Source organism: Glutamicibacter protophormiae (assembly GCF_016894325.1).
Lineage (GTDB): Bacteria > Actinomycetota > Actinomycetes > Actinomycetales > Micrococcaceae > Glutamicibacter > Glutamicibacter protophormiae.
The window spans coordinates 3,398,010-3,415,008 of the sequence record NZ_CP069806.1; the positions used below are offsets into that span (position 1 = coordinate 3,398,010).

General features: G+C 61.5%; 17 protein-coding genes. 9 read left to right on the forward strand and 8 right to left on the reverse strand.

What is annotated here, in order from left to right; translation table 11 throughout:
• Window positions 1–108 precede the first annotated feature (108 nt).
• Complete coding sequence (locus tag JQN66_RS15875; protein WP_204675883.1) at window positions 109–405, reverse strand: antibiotic biosynthesis monooxygenase family protein; 297 nt, start codon at window positions 403–405, stop codon at window positions 109–111.
• A gap of 116 nt (window positions 406–521) precedes the next feature.
• Window positions 522–2,432, reverse strand: a complete 1,911-nt coding sequence (locus JQN66_RS15880) for an acyltransferase family protein (protein ID WP_204675884.1) — start codon at window positions 2,430–2,432, stop codon at window positions 522–524.
• 204 nt (window positions 2,433–2,636) lie between these two features.
• Here JQN66_RS15880 and JQN66_RS15885 point away from each other — a divergent pair, with 204 nt between their 5' ends.
• From JQN66_RS15885 to JQN66_RS15900, 4 genes are all read left to right on the forward strand, one after another.
• Entirely contained in the window at window positions 2,637–3,236 is a 600-nt protein-coding gene (locus tag JQN66_RS15885; RefSeq protein WP_188950156.1) for a hypothetical protein, read from the forward strand.
• A 23-nt stretch (window positions 3,237–3,259) separates the two neighbouring features.
• Window positions 3,260–3,943 (forward strand): response regulator transcription factor, encoded by a 684-nt coding sequence (locus JQN66_RS15890; RefSeq protein ID WP_204675885.1) that lies wholly within the window; start codon window positions 3,260–3,262, stop codon window positions 3,941–3,943.
• A complete protein-coding gene (locus tag JQN66_RS15895) occupies window positions 3,940–5,211 on the forward strand; it encodes a histidine kinase dimerization/phospho-acceptor domain-containing protein (protein WP_204675886.1) in 1,272 nt (423 codons plus the stop codon). Before JQN66_RS15890 ends, JQN66_RS15895 begins: the two co-directional genes overlap by 4 nt.
• 1,038 nt (window positions 5,212–6,249) lie before the next feature.
• Window positions 6,250–6,645 carry a hypothetical protein gene (locus JQN66_RS15900; protein ID WP_239464057.1) on the forward strand — a complete coding sequence of 132 codons (396 nt, stop codon included), beginning with the start codon at window positions 6,250–6,252 and terminating at the stop codon, window positions 6,643–6,645.
• Window positions 6,646–7,916: 1,271 nt separating this feature from the next.
• Here the strand turns inward: JQN66_RS15900 and JQN66_RS15905 are convergent.
• A complete protein-coding gene (locus JQN66_RS15905) occupies window positions 7,917–8,432 on the reverse strand; it encodes a MarR family winged helix-turn-helix transcriptional regulator (protein WP_239464058.1) in 516 nt (171 codons plus the stop codon).
• 296 nt (window positions 8,433–8,728) lie between these two features.
• On the opposite strand from JQN66_RS15905, the gene JQN66_RS15910 reads away from it, so the two are divergent.
• Both JQN66_RS15910 and JQN66_RS15915 read left to right on the forward strand, forming a co-directional pair.
• On the forward strand, window positions 8,729–9,121 hold the full coding sequence (locus JQN66_RS15910) for a hypothetical protein (protein WP_204675889.1): 393 nt from the start codon (window positions 8,729–8,731) through the stop codon (window positions 9,119–9,121).
• 238 nt (window positions 9,122–9,359) lie between these two features.
• The gene (locus JQN66_RS15915) at window positions 9,360–9,704 is read left to right on the forward strand and encodes a hypothetical protein (protein ID WP_239464059.1); all 345 of its coding nucleotides are present in this window, start codon (window positions 9,360–9,362) and stop codon (window positions 9,702–9,704) included.
• Between the two features lie 306 nt (window positions 9,705–10,010).
• On the opposite strand, the gene JQN66_RS15920 is transcribed toward JQN66_RS15915, so the two are convergent.
• Entirely contained in the window at window positions 10,011–10,322 is a 312-nt protein-coding gene (locus JQN66_RS15920; protein WP_204675891.1) for a MerR family transcriptional regulator, read from the reverse strand.
• A 127-nt stretch (window positions 10,323–10,449) separates the two neighbouring features.
• Here JQN66_RS15920 and JQN66_RS15925 point away from each other — a divergent pair, with 127 nt between their 5' ends.
• A complete protein-coding gene (locus tag JQN66_RS15925) occupies window positions 10,450–10,884 on the forward strand; it encodes an Hsp20/alpha crystallin family protein (RefSeq protein ID WP_188948144.1) in 435 nt (144 codons plus the stop codon).
• Between the two features lie 475 nt (window positions 10,885–11,359).
• Window positions 11,360–11,599 (forward strand): hypothetical protein, encoded by a 240-nt coding sequence (locus tag JQN66_RS15930; protein ID WP_204675892.1) that lies wholly within the window; start codon window positions 11,360–11,362, stop codon window positions 11,597–11,599.
• 1,622 nt (window positions 11,600–13,221) lie between these two features.
• Here the strand turns inward: JQN66_RS15930 and JQN66_RS15935 are convergent.
• From JQN66_RS15935 to JQN66_RS18530, 4 genes are all read right to left on the reverse strand, one after another.
• Window positions 13,222–13,671 (reverse strand): cytochrome P450, encoded by a 450-nt coding sequence (locus tag JQN66_RS15935; RefSeq protein WP_204675893.1) that lies wholly within the window; start codon window positions 13,669–13,671, stop codon window positions 13,222–13,224.
• Window positions 13,629–14,438: a cytochrome P450 family protein gene (locus JQN66_RS15940; RefSeq protein WP_204675894.1), complete on the reverse strand. Its 810-nt coding sequence runs from the start codon at window positions 14,436–14,438 to the stop codon at window positions 13,629–13,631. Before JQN66_RS15940 ends, JQN66_RS15935 begins: the two co-directional genes overlap by 43 nt.
• Window positions 14,439–14,450: 12 nt before the next feature.
• Window positions 14,451–15,188 carry a PDR/VanB family oxidoreductase gene (locus JQN66_RS15945; protein ID WP_204675895.1) on the reverse strand — a complete coding sequence of 246 codons (738 nt, stop codon included), beginning with the start codon at window positions 15,186–15,188 and terminating at the stop codon, window positions 14,451–14,453.
• A 259-nt stretch (window positions 15,189–15,447) separates the two neighbouring features.
• Window positions 15,448–15,639 (reverse strand): acyl-CoA dehydrogenase family protein, encoded by a 192-nt coding sequence (locus tag JQN66_RS18530; protein ID WP_239464060.1) that lies wholly within the window; start codon window positions 15,637–15,639, stop codon window positions 15,448–15,450.
• A gap of 271 nt (window positions 15,640–15,910) precedes the next feature.
• Between JQN66_RS18530 and JQN66_RS15955 the strand changes: the two genes are divergently transcribed.
• Window positions 15,911–16,990, forward strand: a complete 1,080-nt coding sequence (locus tag JQN66_RS15955) for a YeiH family protein (RefSeq protein ID WP_239464061.1) — start codon at window positions 15,911–15,913, stop codon at window positions 16,988–16,990.
• Window positions 16,991–16,999: the final 9 nt, after the last annotated feature.

Sequence of the window (16,999 nt, forward strand, 5' to 3'; positions counted from 1 at the left end):
CGCAGTCACCTCCTGCGCCACTCAACCCAGCCCGCGCCAAGAAACCTCAGGACAAAGGGAAACGCCCCGGCACTGTCAGGTGCCGGGGCGCAGTTCAGCTGGCCGTGCCTAGAGTTCGACGACCTCGAATTCCATCAGGTCCGCGCCGCTGGCGACCGGCTTCTTGCCGTCGTTGTGCGCATGGGCGGCGCCCGAACGCTTGTCGCGCCAGTTCTCGAAGTCTTCGCGGGTGGCCCACTGGGTGTAGACGAAGTAGCGGTCCTCGCCGTTCACCGGTCGAAGCAGCTGGAATCCTTCGAAGCCCGGTTCCTGGTCAACGGAATGCTTGCGGGCGGCGAAGCGCTTTTCCAGTTCCGGCCCGGCTTCGCCCGGAATCGACAGGGCATTAATGACAACAATCGACATGTCTCACCTTTCGTGACCCGGCAGAATCCGGGGATGAATGCTACATTTCCCAGCCTACGCCCGCGAACTCTTTTCCCGCCGCGCATGACGCAGCAACTGGCCTGCTCGCTCCGGCCTCACAGCTTCGCCACCGCCTCGAAGAGCAGTGTCCCGTAGGCGGCGCTGCCTTGGGGGCCGGGGTGGATTGCGTCCCGGGCAATATCGCCAACCCCCGGCGCGGCTCCGGCCCAGTCAACCAGGTGGGTTCTGGCGTCGGACTCGGCAACGGCGCGGAATTTTTTGTTGACGCTGCCGATCCACGGCCGCGGAGCATACGCCGTGACCAGCAGCAGTTCCCGCTTCGGCCCGAGGATTCGCCGGACTTCGTCCATGGTCCCCGCGGGCAGGTCCCCGTTGGTTCCGAGGCCCAGCACGACCACTGTGCGCAGCCTGCCAGCGTTCTCCAGCTCCCGCAACCGTGCCGGAGCGTCCCAGATCTGCGCGCCGACCGAAGCCTCGATGGAAATTCCCGGCAGCTTCTTCAACAGCTGCTGCGACGAGGCGAGCATGACCGAGTCCCCCAAGGCAGTGACATCGTTCCCGGTGAAGGTCTGTGGATCGCGATCGGAATTTCGGGCTTCCTGCTGCGGCGCAGTAGCGGCTGCCTCCGCTGGCCCGGCACCGCTCGCTTCAGGCGCCGGCGGGAGTTCCTGCTGTTCCGCCAAAACGTCCTGCGCCTGGGCCAGCTGCTGCTCCAACTCGCTGTGCGCCGGCGAGGCAAGGAGCACGGACACCGCGCACGCCGGAACCAGCACCAAGGCCAACAGCGGAAGCACCGCGGAAAAGCTTCCCGTCGCGCCATTCCACACCCGTTTGACCCGATCGGCGACGCGGTGGTGCCAGTCGGCAATGGCGGCTCTGAAACCGTGACGCAGAATCGGCTCCTCGACAAACCGCCAAGAGAATTCGGCAGCCAAAATCACCAGCGGAATGGTGCACAGCACCGCAGCGGTCGCCGCCTGGGGCGGGAATACCGTTGTGGCAAGCAACAGCAGCGGCCAGTGCCACAGGTACAGCCCGTAGCTCCGGCTGCCCCACCAGCGCAGGAATTTCAGGCTCAGCAGCGAGTGGACCAGGGTCCCGGGCATGTTCAGCGTGAGAACCAGCAGCGTTCCAAGTAGGCAGAAAAGCGCCATCCCTCCCCGGTAGGCCATGGCAGAAGTATCCGGAAGCAGGCGGAATCCGGCCAGCATGGCCACCAGCACCAGGACCTGGGACAGCTGGATCAATGTCCACTTCCGGCGTGGAACAGCGACAGCTGCGGACCCGCTGCGCTCGCCGAGGACGGCGCCCGCGGCTCCAAGCAGCAGGCCGAAGCCGTGCGTCCAGGTTCCGAAATACAGCACGCTTGAGTCCTTGGAGGGGTCGAACCCCCAGGCCATGCTCGCCGCGGAGGCCGCGGCCAGGACCAGGATTCCCCCGGCCAGGGCCCGGCGGCTGCGCAGCAGCCAAGCCAGCAGGGCCAGCACCAGCGGCCACAGCAGGTAGAACTGCTCCTCGACGGCAAGGGACCAGAAATGCTGGAAATACAACGGTTCCATCGAGGCGAAATAACTGCTGCCCTGGGCGATCTGCATCCAGTTGCTGGTGTAGGTCACGGCGCCCACCCACTGCCAGCGCAGCCCGGCCGGAAGCTGCCCCGCAGCCAGCAGGGCCAAGGCCGTGGAAACCACCAGCACCAGCATCATGGCCGGGAGCAGGCGCCGGGCCCGGCGGCTGAAAAAGCTGCGCAGGTCGGGGAATCGACCGCTTCGCGCACCCCGGCGCAGGCCGCTGGTGATGAGGTACCCGCTCAAGACGAAAAACAGGTCCACCCCGAGGAATCCCCCGGGCAAAACCCCGGGCCAGAAATGGTAAGCGAGCACGGCAAGCACCGCAATGCCGCGCAGGCCGTCCAGGGCAAGGTTGCGGGCCGGCGCCTGTGCGACGGGGTCGATTGCGCCCGCTGTTGAAGCTGCGAGGGAGACTGGTTGATTCACGGTTGCCATGTTTCCAACCCGCAACGACGGGCGGCTCCCGACCGCCTATCGGCATTCCATCGATTTTGTTACACAATCGACAGATTGAACGACGGCAGTTTCAGGCGTCGCGGCTGAAAGGTACGGGCATAATTGGCAATGCCGGTCCGCACGCAGCGGACTTCCAGCAGACCATCGAAAGGGATCCTCGTGGCCTTAAGGCGTGCACTCGGCATGCTCTGCGCACTGCTGCTGTGTCTTGGCGCCAGCGCGTGCAGCACGAACGAGCCGCTGCGGATCGAATCCCCGGCGGCCCCGACCACGCCTGCCGCGCAGTCCTCCATCCCCAGCACCAGTGAGTGGCAGGCCTGGGAACAGCCCTTCTCCCCCGCGCAAGTGCGGGAGGTCCTGCTGGCCACGGACCTGAGCGCCGTGGGCACCCAGGAGAACTCCGAAGCGGACATCCGCGAATACCTGACCGAGTGCGACAAATGCCTGATCGCTCTGCCCGGCTACGAAACGGCGGGCGAAAAGTTCCAGATCTATTCCGTGGGCACCGCCGGGGACTCCTACAGCTTCGCCTCCTTCGCCATCCGCGACGACCGGGGAAAACCGCAGGTCGCGCTCGCAGTCGGCGGCTCCGACGTGTACCTGAGCGCGGGCAAGGAAGGGAGCCTTGTCGCGCAGGAAGCGGTCTACAAACCCGACGACCCCATGTGCTGCCCCTCGGGCTGGTCGGTACGCATGTTCCGCTACCAGGACGGGCACTTTGTCCAGGGCGACTCCTTCTCCAGCCCCTTCGATCCGACCCAGGAGCAGGGGGCCGAGCAGTGAGGGCCCCGGGGATCCGCATCCTGATGATCGAGGACGACGCTGTCATCCGTGAGGCCACGGGCATCGGCCTTGAACGGCTGGGCTACCACGTCCTCGGCGCCGAGGACGGCCTGGAAGGACTGGAGCTCTTCCGGCGGCTGCAGCAGGAGGACCCGGTGGATGCTGTCCTCCTGGACGTGATGCTGCCGACGATGAATGGTACCCAGGTCTGCCGCCAGCTGCGCGGCTTCAGCGACGTACCGGTCATCATGCTCTCGGCGCGCGGCGACGGCCTGGACATGGTCACCGGGCTGGATGCCGGAGCGGATGACTATCTGGCCAAGCCCTTCGACCTGCAGGTGCTCGATGCCCGCCTGCGGGCGGTGCTGCGGCGCACCGCGATGCGGCCGTTTGACGACGGCCCTCGCGAAGACCCCGTGCGGGGACCGGAGCGGCTGGACATTGATCCGCACCGGCTCGTGGTGGCGCTGGACGAGCGTGAGATCCACCTGACTCCGACCGAGATGAAGATCTTGCTGATGCTCAGCGAGGACCCGGGGGTGGTCGTGTCACGCAGCGACATCCTCTCCGACGTCTGGGGTTACACCTGGGATGCCGACCACCGTGTCATCGACGTCCATGTGCAGCGGCTGCGCCGGAAGATCGGCGCGTCCCGCATCGAGACCGTTCGCGGTTTCGGCTACCGCCTGCAGGATGACCCGTCATGAGCCTGCGCTGGAAAATCACCGGGATGACCATCCTGTCGGTCCTGCTGACCCTGGTCGTCTCGGCTCTGCTGGTGCGCCAGATGATCACGATCACCGAGGAACAGCGATTGCGCGACGAAGCCACCAGTTCGCTGAAGCAGGCGGTGCGGATCCTGGACGAGACCGGCATCAGCATCCTGGGCGCCACGGTCAACGACCCGCAGCTGCCGGCCGAAGCCCGGGACGCCGCCGTGGCCGGCCACTACATCACGTACCGCGCGAAGCTGGAGGGCCAGGACGTCGTCTATGCGGCCGCACCGGTCAACCTGGGCACCCAGCCGGCGGTCCTGTCCCTGTCGGTGTCCTGGGCCAACAGCCAGCAGATGCGGCACAGCGTTGACACCGCCCTGATCTGGGCCGGCATCGCGACGCTGGTGCTGGTGTCGGCATTCGGCACGCTCATTGTTTCGCGTCTGGTGCTCAGGCTGTCCAAGGGTTCCCAGGCGGCGCGCGCCATCGCCTCCGGGCAGCGCCGGGTGCTGGTGGAAGACGCGATCGGCAAACCCTTCGGCGGCAAGGACGAGGTTGACCAGTTCGCCGAGGCCGTGGACGCCATGGCCCAGAAGCTGAATGCAAAAATCGCCGCCGAGCAGCGTTTCTCCGCCGATCTTGCCCATGAGCTGCGCACCCCGCTGACCGGGCTGGTCACCGCCGCCAGCCTGCTTCCCGAGTCGCGCCCCACGCAGCTTGTCCAGGACCGGGTCGCCAAGCTGCGCAGCCTCGTCGAGGACCTGCTGGAGGTCTCGCGGTTGGAGTCCCAGGTGGAATCGGCCCGGCTCTCCGAGCTGGAACTGGATTCCTGCGTCGCCGAAATCATCGGGCGGATCCGTGAACGGCGCCCCGAGCAGTGCGCAAACCTCGAGCTGCGGCTGCAGGCCGGCGGCAGCACGGTGCTGGTTGAGTCCAAGCGTCTTGAGCGCATCCTGGAAAACCTGATCAGCAACGCCTCGATCCATGGCACCGGGGCCATCGTCATCGGCACCCGCGGCAGGTCCATCAGCGTCCTCGACCACGGCACAGGTTTTCCGCAGGGCATCCTCGAAACCGGTCCGGAGCGTTTCGCATCCAAGGGCGGCGGCATCGGTTTGGGATTGACCATCGCCAGCGGACAGGCGCAGGCCATGGGCGCTGCGATGAAACTGTCCAACCACGGCGGCGCCCTGGTGGAGCTGGAGCTTCAGGCTCCCGCGTCAATGCCGGGGCCTTCACGCCCCGTGCGCGACGACTAGCGACCCGCCAGGCAACGACGGCATTCCCCGGAAGGTTCCGGGGAATGCCGTCGCCGATGTCGAATACGCCAGTGTCCAGCTAGCAGCGGCCGCACATCGCAACCGAAATGCCGCTGGCTCGATTGACAGCGGCATTTTTGGCATGCCACGGCGCTGGCTTGTCGGGTGGGCGTCCCGTCTCCAGCCAGGTACTAGTAGGCGCGGTCGAGCAGGCTGCGCACATCTCCCTGGAACCCGAGCTCTTTTCATATTTACTCCAAGAGCGCATATGCTTTTCCCGATCTCCACGGTGACCTGCGTGGCGGCCAGCTTCTACGCACTGCTCGCCAACTGCTTCTTCAGCCGGGCAGTTTCTGCTTGCTTCATGGTTAGCTTGCCCTTCTTGGGACCGGTCTTGCCGCTGTTGCTGACGGTGTTGTTGGTGCCAGGGAATCCAGCGTCGCGCAACCGGCGGCACACGACAATCTGCGGGGACTAGAAAACTTGGGCGCAGAACGACGGCTTGCACCGCTACATATTGCGTGCTGACCCCGCTGGGTCGCACCAATGAATTCCCTCCGCTCTACCGGAGCCTCTCGAAACGACTGGCGCGACCCTTCAAATCCTTATAACAATCAGATTACGAGGGGTTACATCTCCTTTAAGCTCCGCAATTCCTGAGAAGATTTGCCCTTTGCAGGATCAGTAGGGTTCACTCCCCCAACGATAGGCACAGTCTAAACTTAAAAGCCGGATTGACTAGATATTATATGGAGACATCTTTTTGCCTCCCCCGGTCTTTGAATGATCCGCGAAGAAGTTTTGACACCATGCTTTAACAGTTTGACATGTGCTTTTATTCATCGTTAGTGAAGCAACTATCCCTGTTACTTCTAATCTCCTAGGGTATAAATGACACCATATGCAGGCAGGATGAAAGGTAGCCGGCGTACATAGTGACTTGTTCCAAGCTGATGGGGATCACTCGGAAGACTCAAGAGCACAGTGGAGGTAGTACAAATGCCAGGACGTATCGCACGAACCAAGACCGCGGAACGCGTGAGCGAAATCCTCGGTTCTCGCGAGGGGCGCCGTCACCTAGCAGACCACGGCTGGGTACAGGGAATGCCGATCGTCATGGCTGTCCCCACGGAACCGATCAACGACGTCATGGGCCTGGTCTCCATGCACGGTCGCCCGGCACTAGTAGCCATGCTTGATAACCAGCTCGACGTGCTGAAATTCTTGTATATTTCCACCCCCAACTCCGCCCTGCGCGCAGTTGAGGTCGAGAGAGACTCGACTCAGATCCAAGACCTTTTCGACCGTGCCGAAAAGAACGGATTAGTCACCTTCCGAGCTAAATATTGGGACGCTAGCTCAGTGACCCACCCGGTTCCTGTGTTCGGCCCGTCCAGCGAGAGCATAACTTACGCCCATCGCTTCGGCGCGTAGCCTCGACCTGAGCGGTAAAGCAGCATGCGGCAGCTATGAGCACCCAAGGCATCAAGGCCAGTTATCGGTCATGCCTACAGTAACGGCCGGGCCGTTCTAGAAATCCCGGCCACTCGCTCTGTTTCCCCGTGATCCGCAAAGCAGTCCGGCAGCAAAGTTTCATTGGAACCGACCCAGAAGGGCCAACTCTCTCGGCCGTGCTTTAGCCCGCGTACCATCCTTGACCCCTGTTTGGCGGCAACCTCCGAATACCCTTCGTTGCCGTGCATTGCTGCCATTCTTGCTGGGCAGTCCAAGGATTCCCACCCAATGCCATGAGATGCACCGGGTTGGGCAACCATTGCACCTCGGCAACCCGTTGAGCCCAGAACGCGTCGCCACGGTGCCCGACCCCACTTCTCAATGCAGAAATCAGGGCTTGGACACGGACTCGAAGGGCTTCTAAAGCAATGGTGAGCCCGATGCACGGATAGCACGTACGCAAAGATGGATGCCCTTATGAGGGGTGCTGGTTATAAGTTCCCAGAATATTCGCCAGGTCTCCAACTTGTCGCCCCTACCCGCCGGTGACGGGGCCAGGGCAAGGGGTACAGATTTGCCCACCGTCACCCCAAGTACCTGCAGGCCGGTATCGATTGAGGGAATGAGTAAGCATAGCCCCTGCCTTCCTGCATTTCCCGAGGAAGACAGAAGCAGCAATTACCTAGGATGCCCTCGTGCAGCCCAGGTATTGCTTCTCATGCTTGGGAACCAGGCATCGAATCCTGATCCCGTGCCGGAGCAGAGTCCTTGCACTCCTCCGCTTCCGTGGAGCAAACTTCGTCCCCCTCGAACTCCTCAGTGCTGTGTTCATGCATCGACTTACGAAGCCCCTCGACCTCGTGGGCCCTGCCTGCCCAATATGCGGGGTCTAAACCGAAACCATTTTCCGCCTCCTCAGCCATCCTCTTGAAACCATCACGGTGGTCTTCCAATGCGTTATTGAGGTCTTCGAACTCGTCGTGGCTGACACTGACATTAAGATGCTTCCGAGGCATTCGAATCACCCTAACTTGCTTGAGAGGCTAACTACTTTCACAATGCTTCCAACTTACGCCCCCGCGCTGTGCGCGCCACCAGCCACAAGGTTTTCATCAGGAACTGAATACAAAACCCTCAGCTCTCGTCTGGGAATACTCTGGTACACAAGCTACAGAAATTCTCGCCGAGACCATGCCAAGCAAAACACTAGGGATTGAGCCAGCGAACGCGGCCATTAGGCCCGAGGAATCCTATGCGTTATCCGGCTGGATAGAAGGAATAGCGCCTTCTGCTAGCCCGGACGATTGAGTACCTTTTGGGGCGGGGGGTTCTGTCGGGCGATCAGCGATCTCGACACTGCGGATCATAGCTTCCAGAAATTTGGCCGCGGCAATACGCTCGCGTTCAGATAGCATGTTCACGGCGTCCATCATGCGCTCATGCATCTCATGCAGGGTTCCGCGCACCTCGGTGTCACTATATTGGGTCGGAATAATGCCAACGGACCGACGATCAGAAGGATGCACAATACGTTCCGCGTACCCATCCCTACATAACCTGTCGATCAGCACAGAGATTGACGCGTGTGAAATCCCCAGCTCCTCGGCGAAATCGCGTTGCCGGGGAATCACCCCTTTGCGATGCTCGGCGAGCAGGAAGCGCAATGCGGACATATCGGTCTCATTCATCCCCATTGAGTTGCGGGTTTGGGCCCTCATCTTTCGTTCTGCTTCGCGGAATCTGCGCATAAGATTCAACAGGTCCACAGCTCCTGGAACTGAGGTTCCCTTGTCGTACCAATACCCACTTGCCCTATAACTGCTCATGAGAACTCCTCCCGCTGGAGACAAACACGAGGCTCGTGATTCCCGGCTTCCCTTCGCCCTCTCGAATGAGGCTCAGCTTGCCTACCAGAAAAAATATAATGTAACGTAGCTAATAGTTAGCTTATCTACATATATTCTACTACGAAACAGCTACACAACCGGAGTGAAAGATGAAAGAGTCCTTAGCAGTTCCTGTAGAAACAGCCACGCACCAAGCGAAAGCGTGGAGGGCAAGGATGCAGAAAATCGCATCTTTTGGATCCCAGCAATGCCAGCGCAAAGACTCGGTGCATTCAGCAATTTGCACTATCACGGGATCTCCAGATGAGCTGGTCGTCAATGTGGCCTGCACTGCGAAAAGCGAAGAGCACGTTTCCGAGCTGATGCAGTACGTCAATGATGCTCTCCTGCCGCAGATGGAGAAGTTCCTTGGCATCCAATTCGAGGTGCGGAACTTGCAATTTGCCGTCGCTGGCCACGAGAGCTTGGCCGCAGCCCCCTCGCCGCTTGATGAGGTTGCACACCCGACAAATTGGCTGGATCATCCCTTCTCCACCCCCACGCTAACCCCCACTAGCGGCTTAGAAATCGCAACTGGCGAGTCCCCGACGGATTTAAACATGGCCTAAAACCCAGAACAGTCCGCCGTCCGACCAGAAGCGGCGGCACAAGGGAGGACCAGCCCCGAAGCTTAGTTAGCAAAGTTTTCCTATCACTACGTCATTATTTTCGTGAGCAGTGCAAGAAAGGGAAGTATCTTCAATGCCAGGTCGAATCGCCAGAACCAAGACCGCAGTCAGAGTCGCCGATTTTCTCGCCACCCGTGAGGGTAGAGCCCATCTATCAAAATATGGATGGGCTCCCGGAATGCCGATCGTCATGACCCAACCAGCCGAATCACTCACTGATGCGATGGGGATGGTTTCAATCCATGGACGCGCAGCACTGGTGGCAATGCTCGATTCGCAGACGGACGAGTTGCAGATGCTGCATGTCACCACCCCGCAACCTGCCCTCAAGATAGCGAAAGTATCCGTGGATGGACGCACCATGGGAGATTTTTTCGAAGACCTTTCATCCACGGGCATCACGGAATTCCGCGTTAAATTCTGGAAACACACGGCTGTCGCCCACCGCATCCCGTCCTGCACAATAATGCAATCTCAGAACACCACAGTTGCACGCTATCCTCTATCAACCCACCAACGTTGATCGACACCAGCCTGCGCAGTCAATAGCAGGTAATCACCTCATTAACCCGTTCTGGCTCATGACCTGTCCAGCCAACGGTCTCATTCATACCTTTGGTGAGCCAGAACCCGGTTATGCGCGGCTGAATTAGCGCACCGTTGCCGCATGCCGCTCTGTCCCGGGCTTGTGCGGACAAGATGAAGGCAGGTTCATCGACCCGGCCAGGCACCACCGATTGAGTCAATTTTTATGAATTCTTCGACCAGTTCGGTGGCGCCCGGCACGGGGTGCCAGCCGACAGCCACCGGCGGAGCAAGTGGTGGAAATTCAGTCCATGCGTTGGCGCCGCGGGCGAGCGGCAAGCTTCTCCCGCAACCCGTCATTTTCGGCTTCCAGTTCCAAGATAATGCCAATACCAGCCAAATTCACGCCCCGCTCGATGAGGTCAGAAATTTGCCTCAGCCGGGCTAGATCATCCGCACGGTACCTGCGAGTACCGCCGCTGGTCCGCGCGGGGGTGATCAAACCACGCAACTCGTAAAGCCTGACGGTTTGGACGCTTACCCCCACACTCTGCGCGGCGGTAGCAATGGAATGCGTTTTGATGGCAGCTTCTGGTTGTGCAGGATTTTTTGTCATTTTTTACCTTGAGTAGCTTGCATCTTCTCGGATCTCCATGCTATAAAATCTACATCGTTAGGTATAGATCTAACGGAAAGTGAATTGCACCATCATAGAGTGTCACACCAGAAAGGAATGAGTTCAGATGATGCAGACCGAGGTACTTCGCGATTTTGACCGCTTGGTACAGCGTGCTTTCAACACCCAGCTCAGCTCCGAGCCCGTCCACCGGATGCCGATGGAGGCATGGCGGGACGAGACCGGCTTCCATGCTGAGTTTGATCTTCCAGGGATCGAAGCCGACAAGATCGACATGGCCGTGGAAAAGAACATCCTGACCATTCGGGCGGAACGCGCCAAGCCCGAAGGCCGCCAGCATGTTACCGGTTCGGAAAGACTGTGGGGCCACTTCACCCGTGAGCTGGTGCTCGGGGAGCATCTGGATACCGAGAGCATCCAAGCCTCGTATGCCGATGGTGTGCTGAGATTGGATATCGCCGTGGCCGAAAGTGCCAAACCACGCCGGATTCAGGTGGCTGTCAACCGCGGCGGGAAAGACCCCAAGGAATTAACCAGCTAGTCAAGGATGCCCCTGCGGGGAATGCGCGGAGATGATGTGTCATGTCTGCCCTCATTGATCCGGTGTTCCAACCGTTGGTCATTGATGACGAGTTGCTTCTGGCCATATACGAGCTCGAGTTATCCACGGCACCACGTCAGGACCAGCCGCCGCGAGCGCATCTACGCACCGCGCTCGACGGTGTTCCGCGGCCCAGTCAGCGGTGTCCGGAAGGACAGAACGATAGCCGAGTAAGTGAAGGGTCGGTACGCAGCCTCGAACCTGCAAGGGTTTACTCCCGCTCGCCTCCGATAAACCGTGAGCCTTGATGGAGAACCTCAACAGAGTGGCTAACCGGGTGCGCCCGAACCGAAGACCGGGCGCACCCTCGGAAAGGATCTACTGAAGAAAGAAATTCCACGCAGCAGTTGATGGGGTGCGTCCGAACCGAAGATCGGATGCACCCCTGAGGGATCGGCAGAAGGGAGTTGGTACCATGCGTAAGTCATTGCTGAGCATTCAATTGGATGATGAGCAGGTCGATGAGCTCGTTGCTGCGCTCTGTGCGTACCGGGATCACTTCATTGAACTCATTGAGCTAAACGCTGAAGTAGTGGGCCCGCACGCCCGTGAGAACGATAAACAATGGCAGAGCAAGGTCCACCAGGTGCAAGAAATGATCGATCAGATTAATGAGTCGCTGTATGGGGCACCCGGTCGGGGCCCCCTCGGGTAACTGCCGCGATGCTTCCCCGTTCTCCGTCGTTTAACAAGGCGTTCGCTGCTTTCTCTATATAGACCGTCACTGCTGGCTATCGCCTCTTGGCCAATAGAGAAGTGGAAAGCGGGAAGGTCGAGGACGAGCTCTCCAAAACATTGAAACTAGGCTCTCGGTGTAGGCCCAGCCGCGAATCAAGTGAGATTTCCCATCGCTCATGGGAGACGTCGTACTGCCATGGCTCACCTTGTAGAGCGCACGCGCCCGCTCTTTGGAAGTCGTGCCCCATGTTCGAAAGCTGTGAATTATAGATCGTTCGCGCTACGGAGGATATTGGCGTTCTACGATGCGAAGTGCTTCAGATATCGGAGTAGTCGAAGGCTCGGCACTGGCGTTTTAGGGCAATGCGAGGTTACTGGGTCTCATCGACTCCGTCTAACCAAGAGGAAGAACGATGCTTCACCAAGAATTGCGTTCGCATACGGCTGAGGAACTTGGGAATCTTTTAACTTCATCGCATGCCCAGGCTCATTTACGGCGAAATGGCTGGGGTCCGGGAATGCCTGTAGTCATTGCTGCCCCATATGAAACGCTTGACACCGTCATGGGGCTAGTTTCCATCTATGATTCCGCGGTTCTCATTGGATGCTACGACCCGTATTTCGATGAACTGACGCTATGGCATGTTTCTGGCACGGGCACCGGGGATCACAACGCACGAGAAGGACAGTGCGTGGACCTTAAGCGGAATGAAGCTTTCACGTTCCGCGAGATGTGCCAGAAGGCCATGCATTGCTCCTCAGTGCGTTTCTCGCCTAAGGGCTGGGATCACGCGGTACGCATTCGGGAAATACCGTTGTTTGCACGCAGTGATCGTTTGACATGCAGCGAAGGAAAAGCTCTCCAGTTTGCCTAAAAGAGCTCCCTCTGATGCCAAAGGCATCATGCTTCAGGTGCTGCTTGGGCCGGCTGGTCGTTTGCTGGTATTCAAACGCACACATTGTTCGCTTGCGGCTTCAAGGCAACACCAATCCTCGAACGAAATGTGCTAGCTAGAGCTACAGCATCGATGCTGCGGCATGAAAGAGATCGGCCACAGGAGGTTCACCCAGCTAACCACTATCCCATGCGATGAGACCTACCACCTGCTTAATGGTGCGCACCGCCAATGGGAACCGAGAGCGTGGGAGGAAGATGCCTGTGAGCCTCAACTGGCTGGGCTGCTACGCGCAGAAGCTTCGAAGCGCCACATCGCCAGACCAGTTTCCCAACGGTCCTATCACACCAGTTCCAGGTGGTCGCCGTTACGTTCTTCGAGCCCTCGATGCCATCATTCAGGGCTTCGATCCCTTTTCTTTTCTGCCTATTTTTCGCATCACGTCGAGTCATTTCACAACGCACTCAGGCCAGCTGCCTGCACGCTCTCGGACTCCACGGTGTTCAGAATGCCCGGATGCAGCGGGGTCTCCTTTGAAGCATGAAATCCCGCCGAATCTGGAAAAGGTTGAATGACGGACTGTTCCGCCGCATCCTCCCATGCCGACCTCTGCCCCTTGCCCTTCCTATACGGCAAGGCAAACCGGCGCCGCGTCCCCGCCCATTGGCTGACGGAGACGCGGCGGCGGAATTCTCCGTAGCTACTACGCCAGCGTGAAGCGCAACGGCACCTTGCCCCAGCCGCGCAGCACGTTGTTGTGGGAGTACTCCACCGGACCGGCCAGCTCCACCGTGGCCACGCGCCGCAGCATGACTTCCAGCAGGCAGGCGGACTGCAGTCGGGCGGCATGCTGTCCCACGCACTGGTGCATGCCCATGCCGAAGGCCAGGTGGCCCGACGCGTCCCGGTTCAGGTCGAACTTCGTCGGGTTCTCCCAGCGTCGCGGATCATGGTTGGCGGATTGGAAGGACAGCAGCACGCGGCTGCCCTTCGGGATGATGAAGCCCTCGATCTCCACGTCGGTGGAGGCCACGCGGAAGATCTGCTGCACCGGCGAGACCACGCGCAGCGACTCGTCGAAGGCCACGCGCGCCAAGCCCGGGTTGGCTTTCAGCGATTCGTACTGCTCGGGGTTGGTGGCCAGCGCGTGCATCGCCCGGAGATGCCGTACACCGTGGTGTCCATGCCCGCTGAAAGCAGCGATCGGGTGAGCAGCGGGGCATGCTCGTGCAGGATGTCGCCGCGGTCGGCGGCGGCCCAGATGTCCGCGCCGAAGCCTTCGGGGGCCAGCGCGTCGCGCTGGCACTTCCCGGTGGCCCATTCGTTCAGCTCCTTGGCCTGGCCTGCGCCCTTCTCGAACAGCTCGTTGCGCGGGCCCAGGCTGTTGAAGATGTGGTCCGCATACGGCACCAGCTTTTCGCGTCCGGCAGGGTCGATGCCGGAGGCGTCCGGGAAGAAGTTCACCGGGAACACCGCGCCGATCTGCTGCACGCCGTCCACCAGCACCTCGCCGCCGGAGGGGACCCCGTCCAGCAGTTCGTCGAAGAGCGCTTCGGCGCGCAACATGCAGTTGTCCTTCATGGAGCGCAGCACACGGGCGGAGAGGATTTCCTGCAGCACCTCGCGCGGGGTGTCGTGCTCCGGCGGATCCATCTGCAGCAGGCCGCGGGCACGGTTCGGCGGCAGCAGCCCGACGCCCTCGCCACTGGTCAGTTCCTGCCAGTTGGAGACGGCTTGGGACATGTGTTCGTAGCGGCCGATGGCGTAGGCGCCGTACTTGCTCAGGTAGGCCACTGGGCCTGCCTCGCGCAGGGCCTCTTGGAAGGGCAGCGGGTTCTCCAGCGATTCCGGGGAGAACGGGTCTTGATCCAGCACCGGGATCTTGCCGCCGGCCACCGGGCACTTGGTCATTGCAGTCATGAGGGTGTTCTCCTAGAGGTCAAGGACCAGGCGGTCTGAAATTGCGCGGAATACGCAAACGAACATCCGGTCGTTCTTGGCGCGTTCGGCGTCGTTGAGCAGGGAGTCGCGGTGCTCCGGGGTGCCGCGCAGCACGCCGACCTCGCAGGTGCCGCAGACGCCCTCGTTGCAGGAGGAAAGCACCGGCACGCCGGCGTCGTTCAGCGCGCCGAGCACTGTCTGCTGCGTGCCGACGGTGACGACTTTGTTGGAAATCGCCAGCTTCAGCTCGAATGGTTCGGTGCGCACCGGCTCCGGCAGCTGCGCAGGGACGAAGCGCTCGAAACGCACGGTGCCCGCAGGCCAGGCCTCGGCCGCGCCGGCCACCGCGTTCAACAGCGGCTCCGGGCCGCAGCAGTACACGCGGCCATGCTCCGCTGGTTCGGCCAGGAAGGTGAGGTTCAGGTGCCCCATTTCGTCCTGCGGCCAGATGGTCACCTTGTCGCCGTAGGCTTCCGGCTCGGGCAGAAAGGCCATGGAAGCGCGGGAGCGTCCGCCGTAGTGCAGGTGCCAATCGATGCCCAGCTGCGCCGCCGCGGCGATCATGGTCATGATCGGGGTGATGCCGATGCCGCCGGCAATGAATTCGTAGCGCTTGGCCTGGGCCAGGGAGAAGTTGTTGCGCGGGGTGCCCACGGTGAGCATCTGGCCTTCGACCAGCTCGTCGTGGATGTAGTGCGAACCGCCCTTGGAATTGGGCTCGCGCAGCACCGCCACCTCATAGGAGGAGGCCTCCCAGCGGTCGCCGGGGTGGCGATCTTGATGGTCTGGATCTCGATGTGGGCTCCCTGCGTGTCGGTGGGCAGCACCAGTTCGATATGCGCGCCGGGGGTCCAGTCCGGAACCCGGAAGCCGTGACGCCTGCCGGCACCTTGGCTTCGCGGGCAGCACGCTGGCGCTTGAGCTCGTTGCGGGCCAGGGCGTTCTTGTGCACCCCGTCCGGTCCGTCGGCAAAGCGCAGGGTGCGCGACTAGGCGAAGCCCTCGGCCAGGAAGAAGTCCTGGGACAGTCCGCCGGCGCCATAGGTCTGGATGGCATTGTCGAAGATCCACTCCACGGCCGCCGGGGTGGCGATCTTGATGGTCTGGATCTCGGTGTGGGCTCCCTTGTCGCCCACGGTGTCCATCAGCCAAGCGGTCTTCAGCACCATCAGGCGCAGCATCTCCCCGCGCCATCAAGCGTCCCTCCGTGGTGCAGGACTATGTGGGTCCGACCCGCTTCTTCCTCTCCGAGGGAGCCGGGTTCGTCTCTGGGCAGACCCTGGTGGTCGACGGCGGTTCCATCCGCCGCTGATGCACCGCGCCGCGGGCGGCGGGTGCCGAGGATTCCTCGGCGCCCGCCGCCCGCCGTTAACACCTCATATGAGTGTGATATGACCGTGATAGCTATCGGGGCATCACTGTTAGCGTCCCGCTCATGGCAAAGTCAATAGCATGGCCCTTGATGAACCACAGCGAACAAATACGTCGGAGCAATCCGCTCCCGCGCCGGCAGGCAACGACGCCTCGCCGAAACCTTCCGTCATGACCCGGATCGGCGGCTTCCTGCCGGGTATCATCCTCTGCCTGGCCATGGGCGGCGTCGCCTTGGCCGCGGCACGGCTGCTGCCGGGCATGAGCCCGCTGCTGATCGCGATCCTGCTTGGCGCCCTGTGGCGCAACCTGGCGCCCGTCCCGGCGGTTTTCGGCCCCGGCGTGGCGTTCTCCGCGAAGAAGTTGCTGCGCACCGGCATCGTGCTGCTGGGCTTCCAGCTCTCGCTCGGCGCGATCCTGGCCCTGGGCCCGGGTGTGCTGGCCATCGTGGTGCTCTGCGTAGGCGTCACCTTCCTGGCCACCGTGTGGATCGGCGGACGCCTGGGCATCGAGCTGCCGCAGCGCCTGCTGATCGCCGCTGGGTTCTCCATCTGCGGCGCGGCCGCCGTGGCCGGCGCCGAAGGCGCCACCCGCGCCAAGCAGGACCAGGTGGCCACCGCCATCGGCCTGGTGGTGCTCTTCGGCACCCTGATGATTCCGCTGACCCCTGCGCTGGGCGCGCTGCTGGGCCTGAGCGAGACGAACATCGGCGTGCTGATCGGCGCCTCGACCCACGAGGTGGCCCAAGTGGTCGCCGCCGGCGGCGCCGTGGGTGCCACCGCACTCAGCGTCGCGGTCACCGTGAAGCTGGCCCGCGTGGTGATGCTCGCCCCGATCATGGCCGGACTGTCGCTCTACATGAGCCGCAAGCACAACGTCGAGGGCGGCAAGAAGCCGCCTCTGATTCCGCTGTTCGTGGCGCTGTTCCTGGTCGCCATGCTGATCCGAACCATGGGACTGCTGCCCGAGGCGTTCCTGCAGTTGGCCTCCACCGCCCAGACCATCCTGCTGGCCGCCGCCATGTTCGCCCTGGGCCTAGGCGTGCACCTGAAATCCATCGTGAAGTCCGGCGGGCGCTCGTTGCTGCTGGGGCTGCTGTCCACGCTGATCATCCTGGTTATCGCCGTGGCCGGCGCACTGCTCTACAGCCCGATGCCGTAGGCCAGCTGC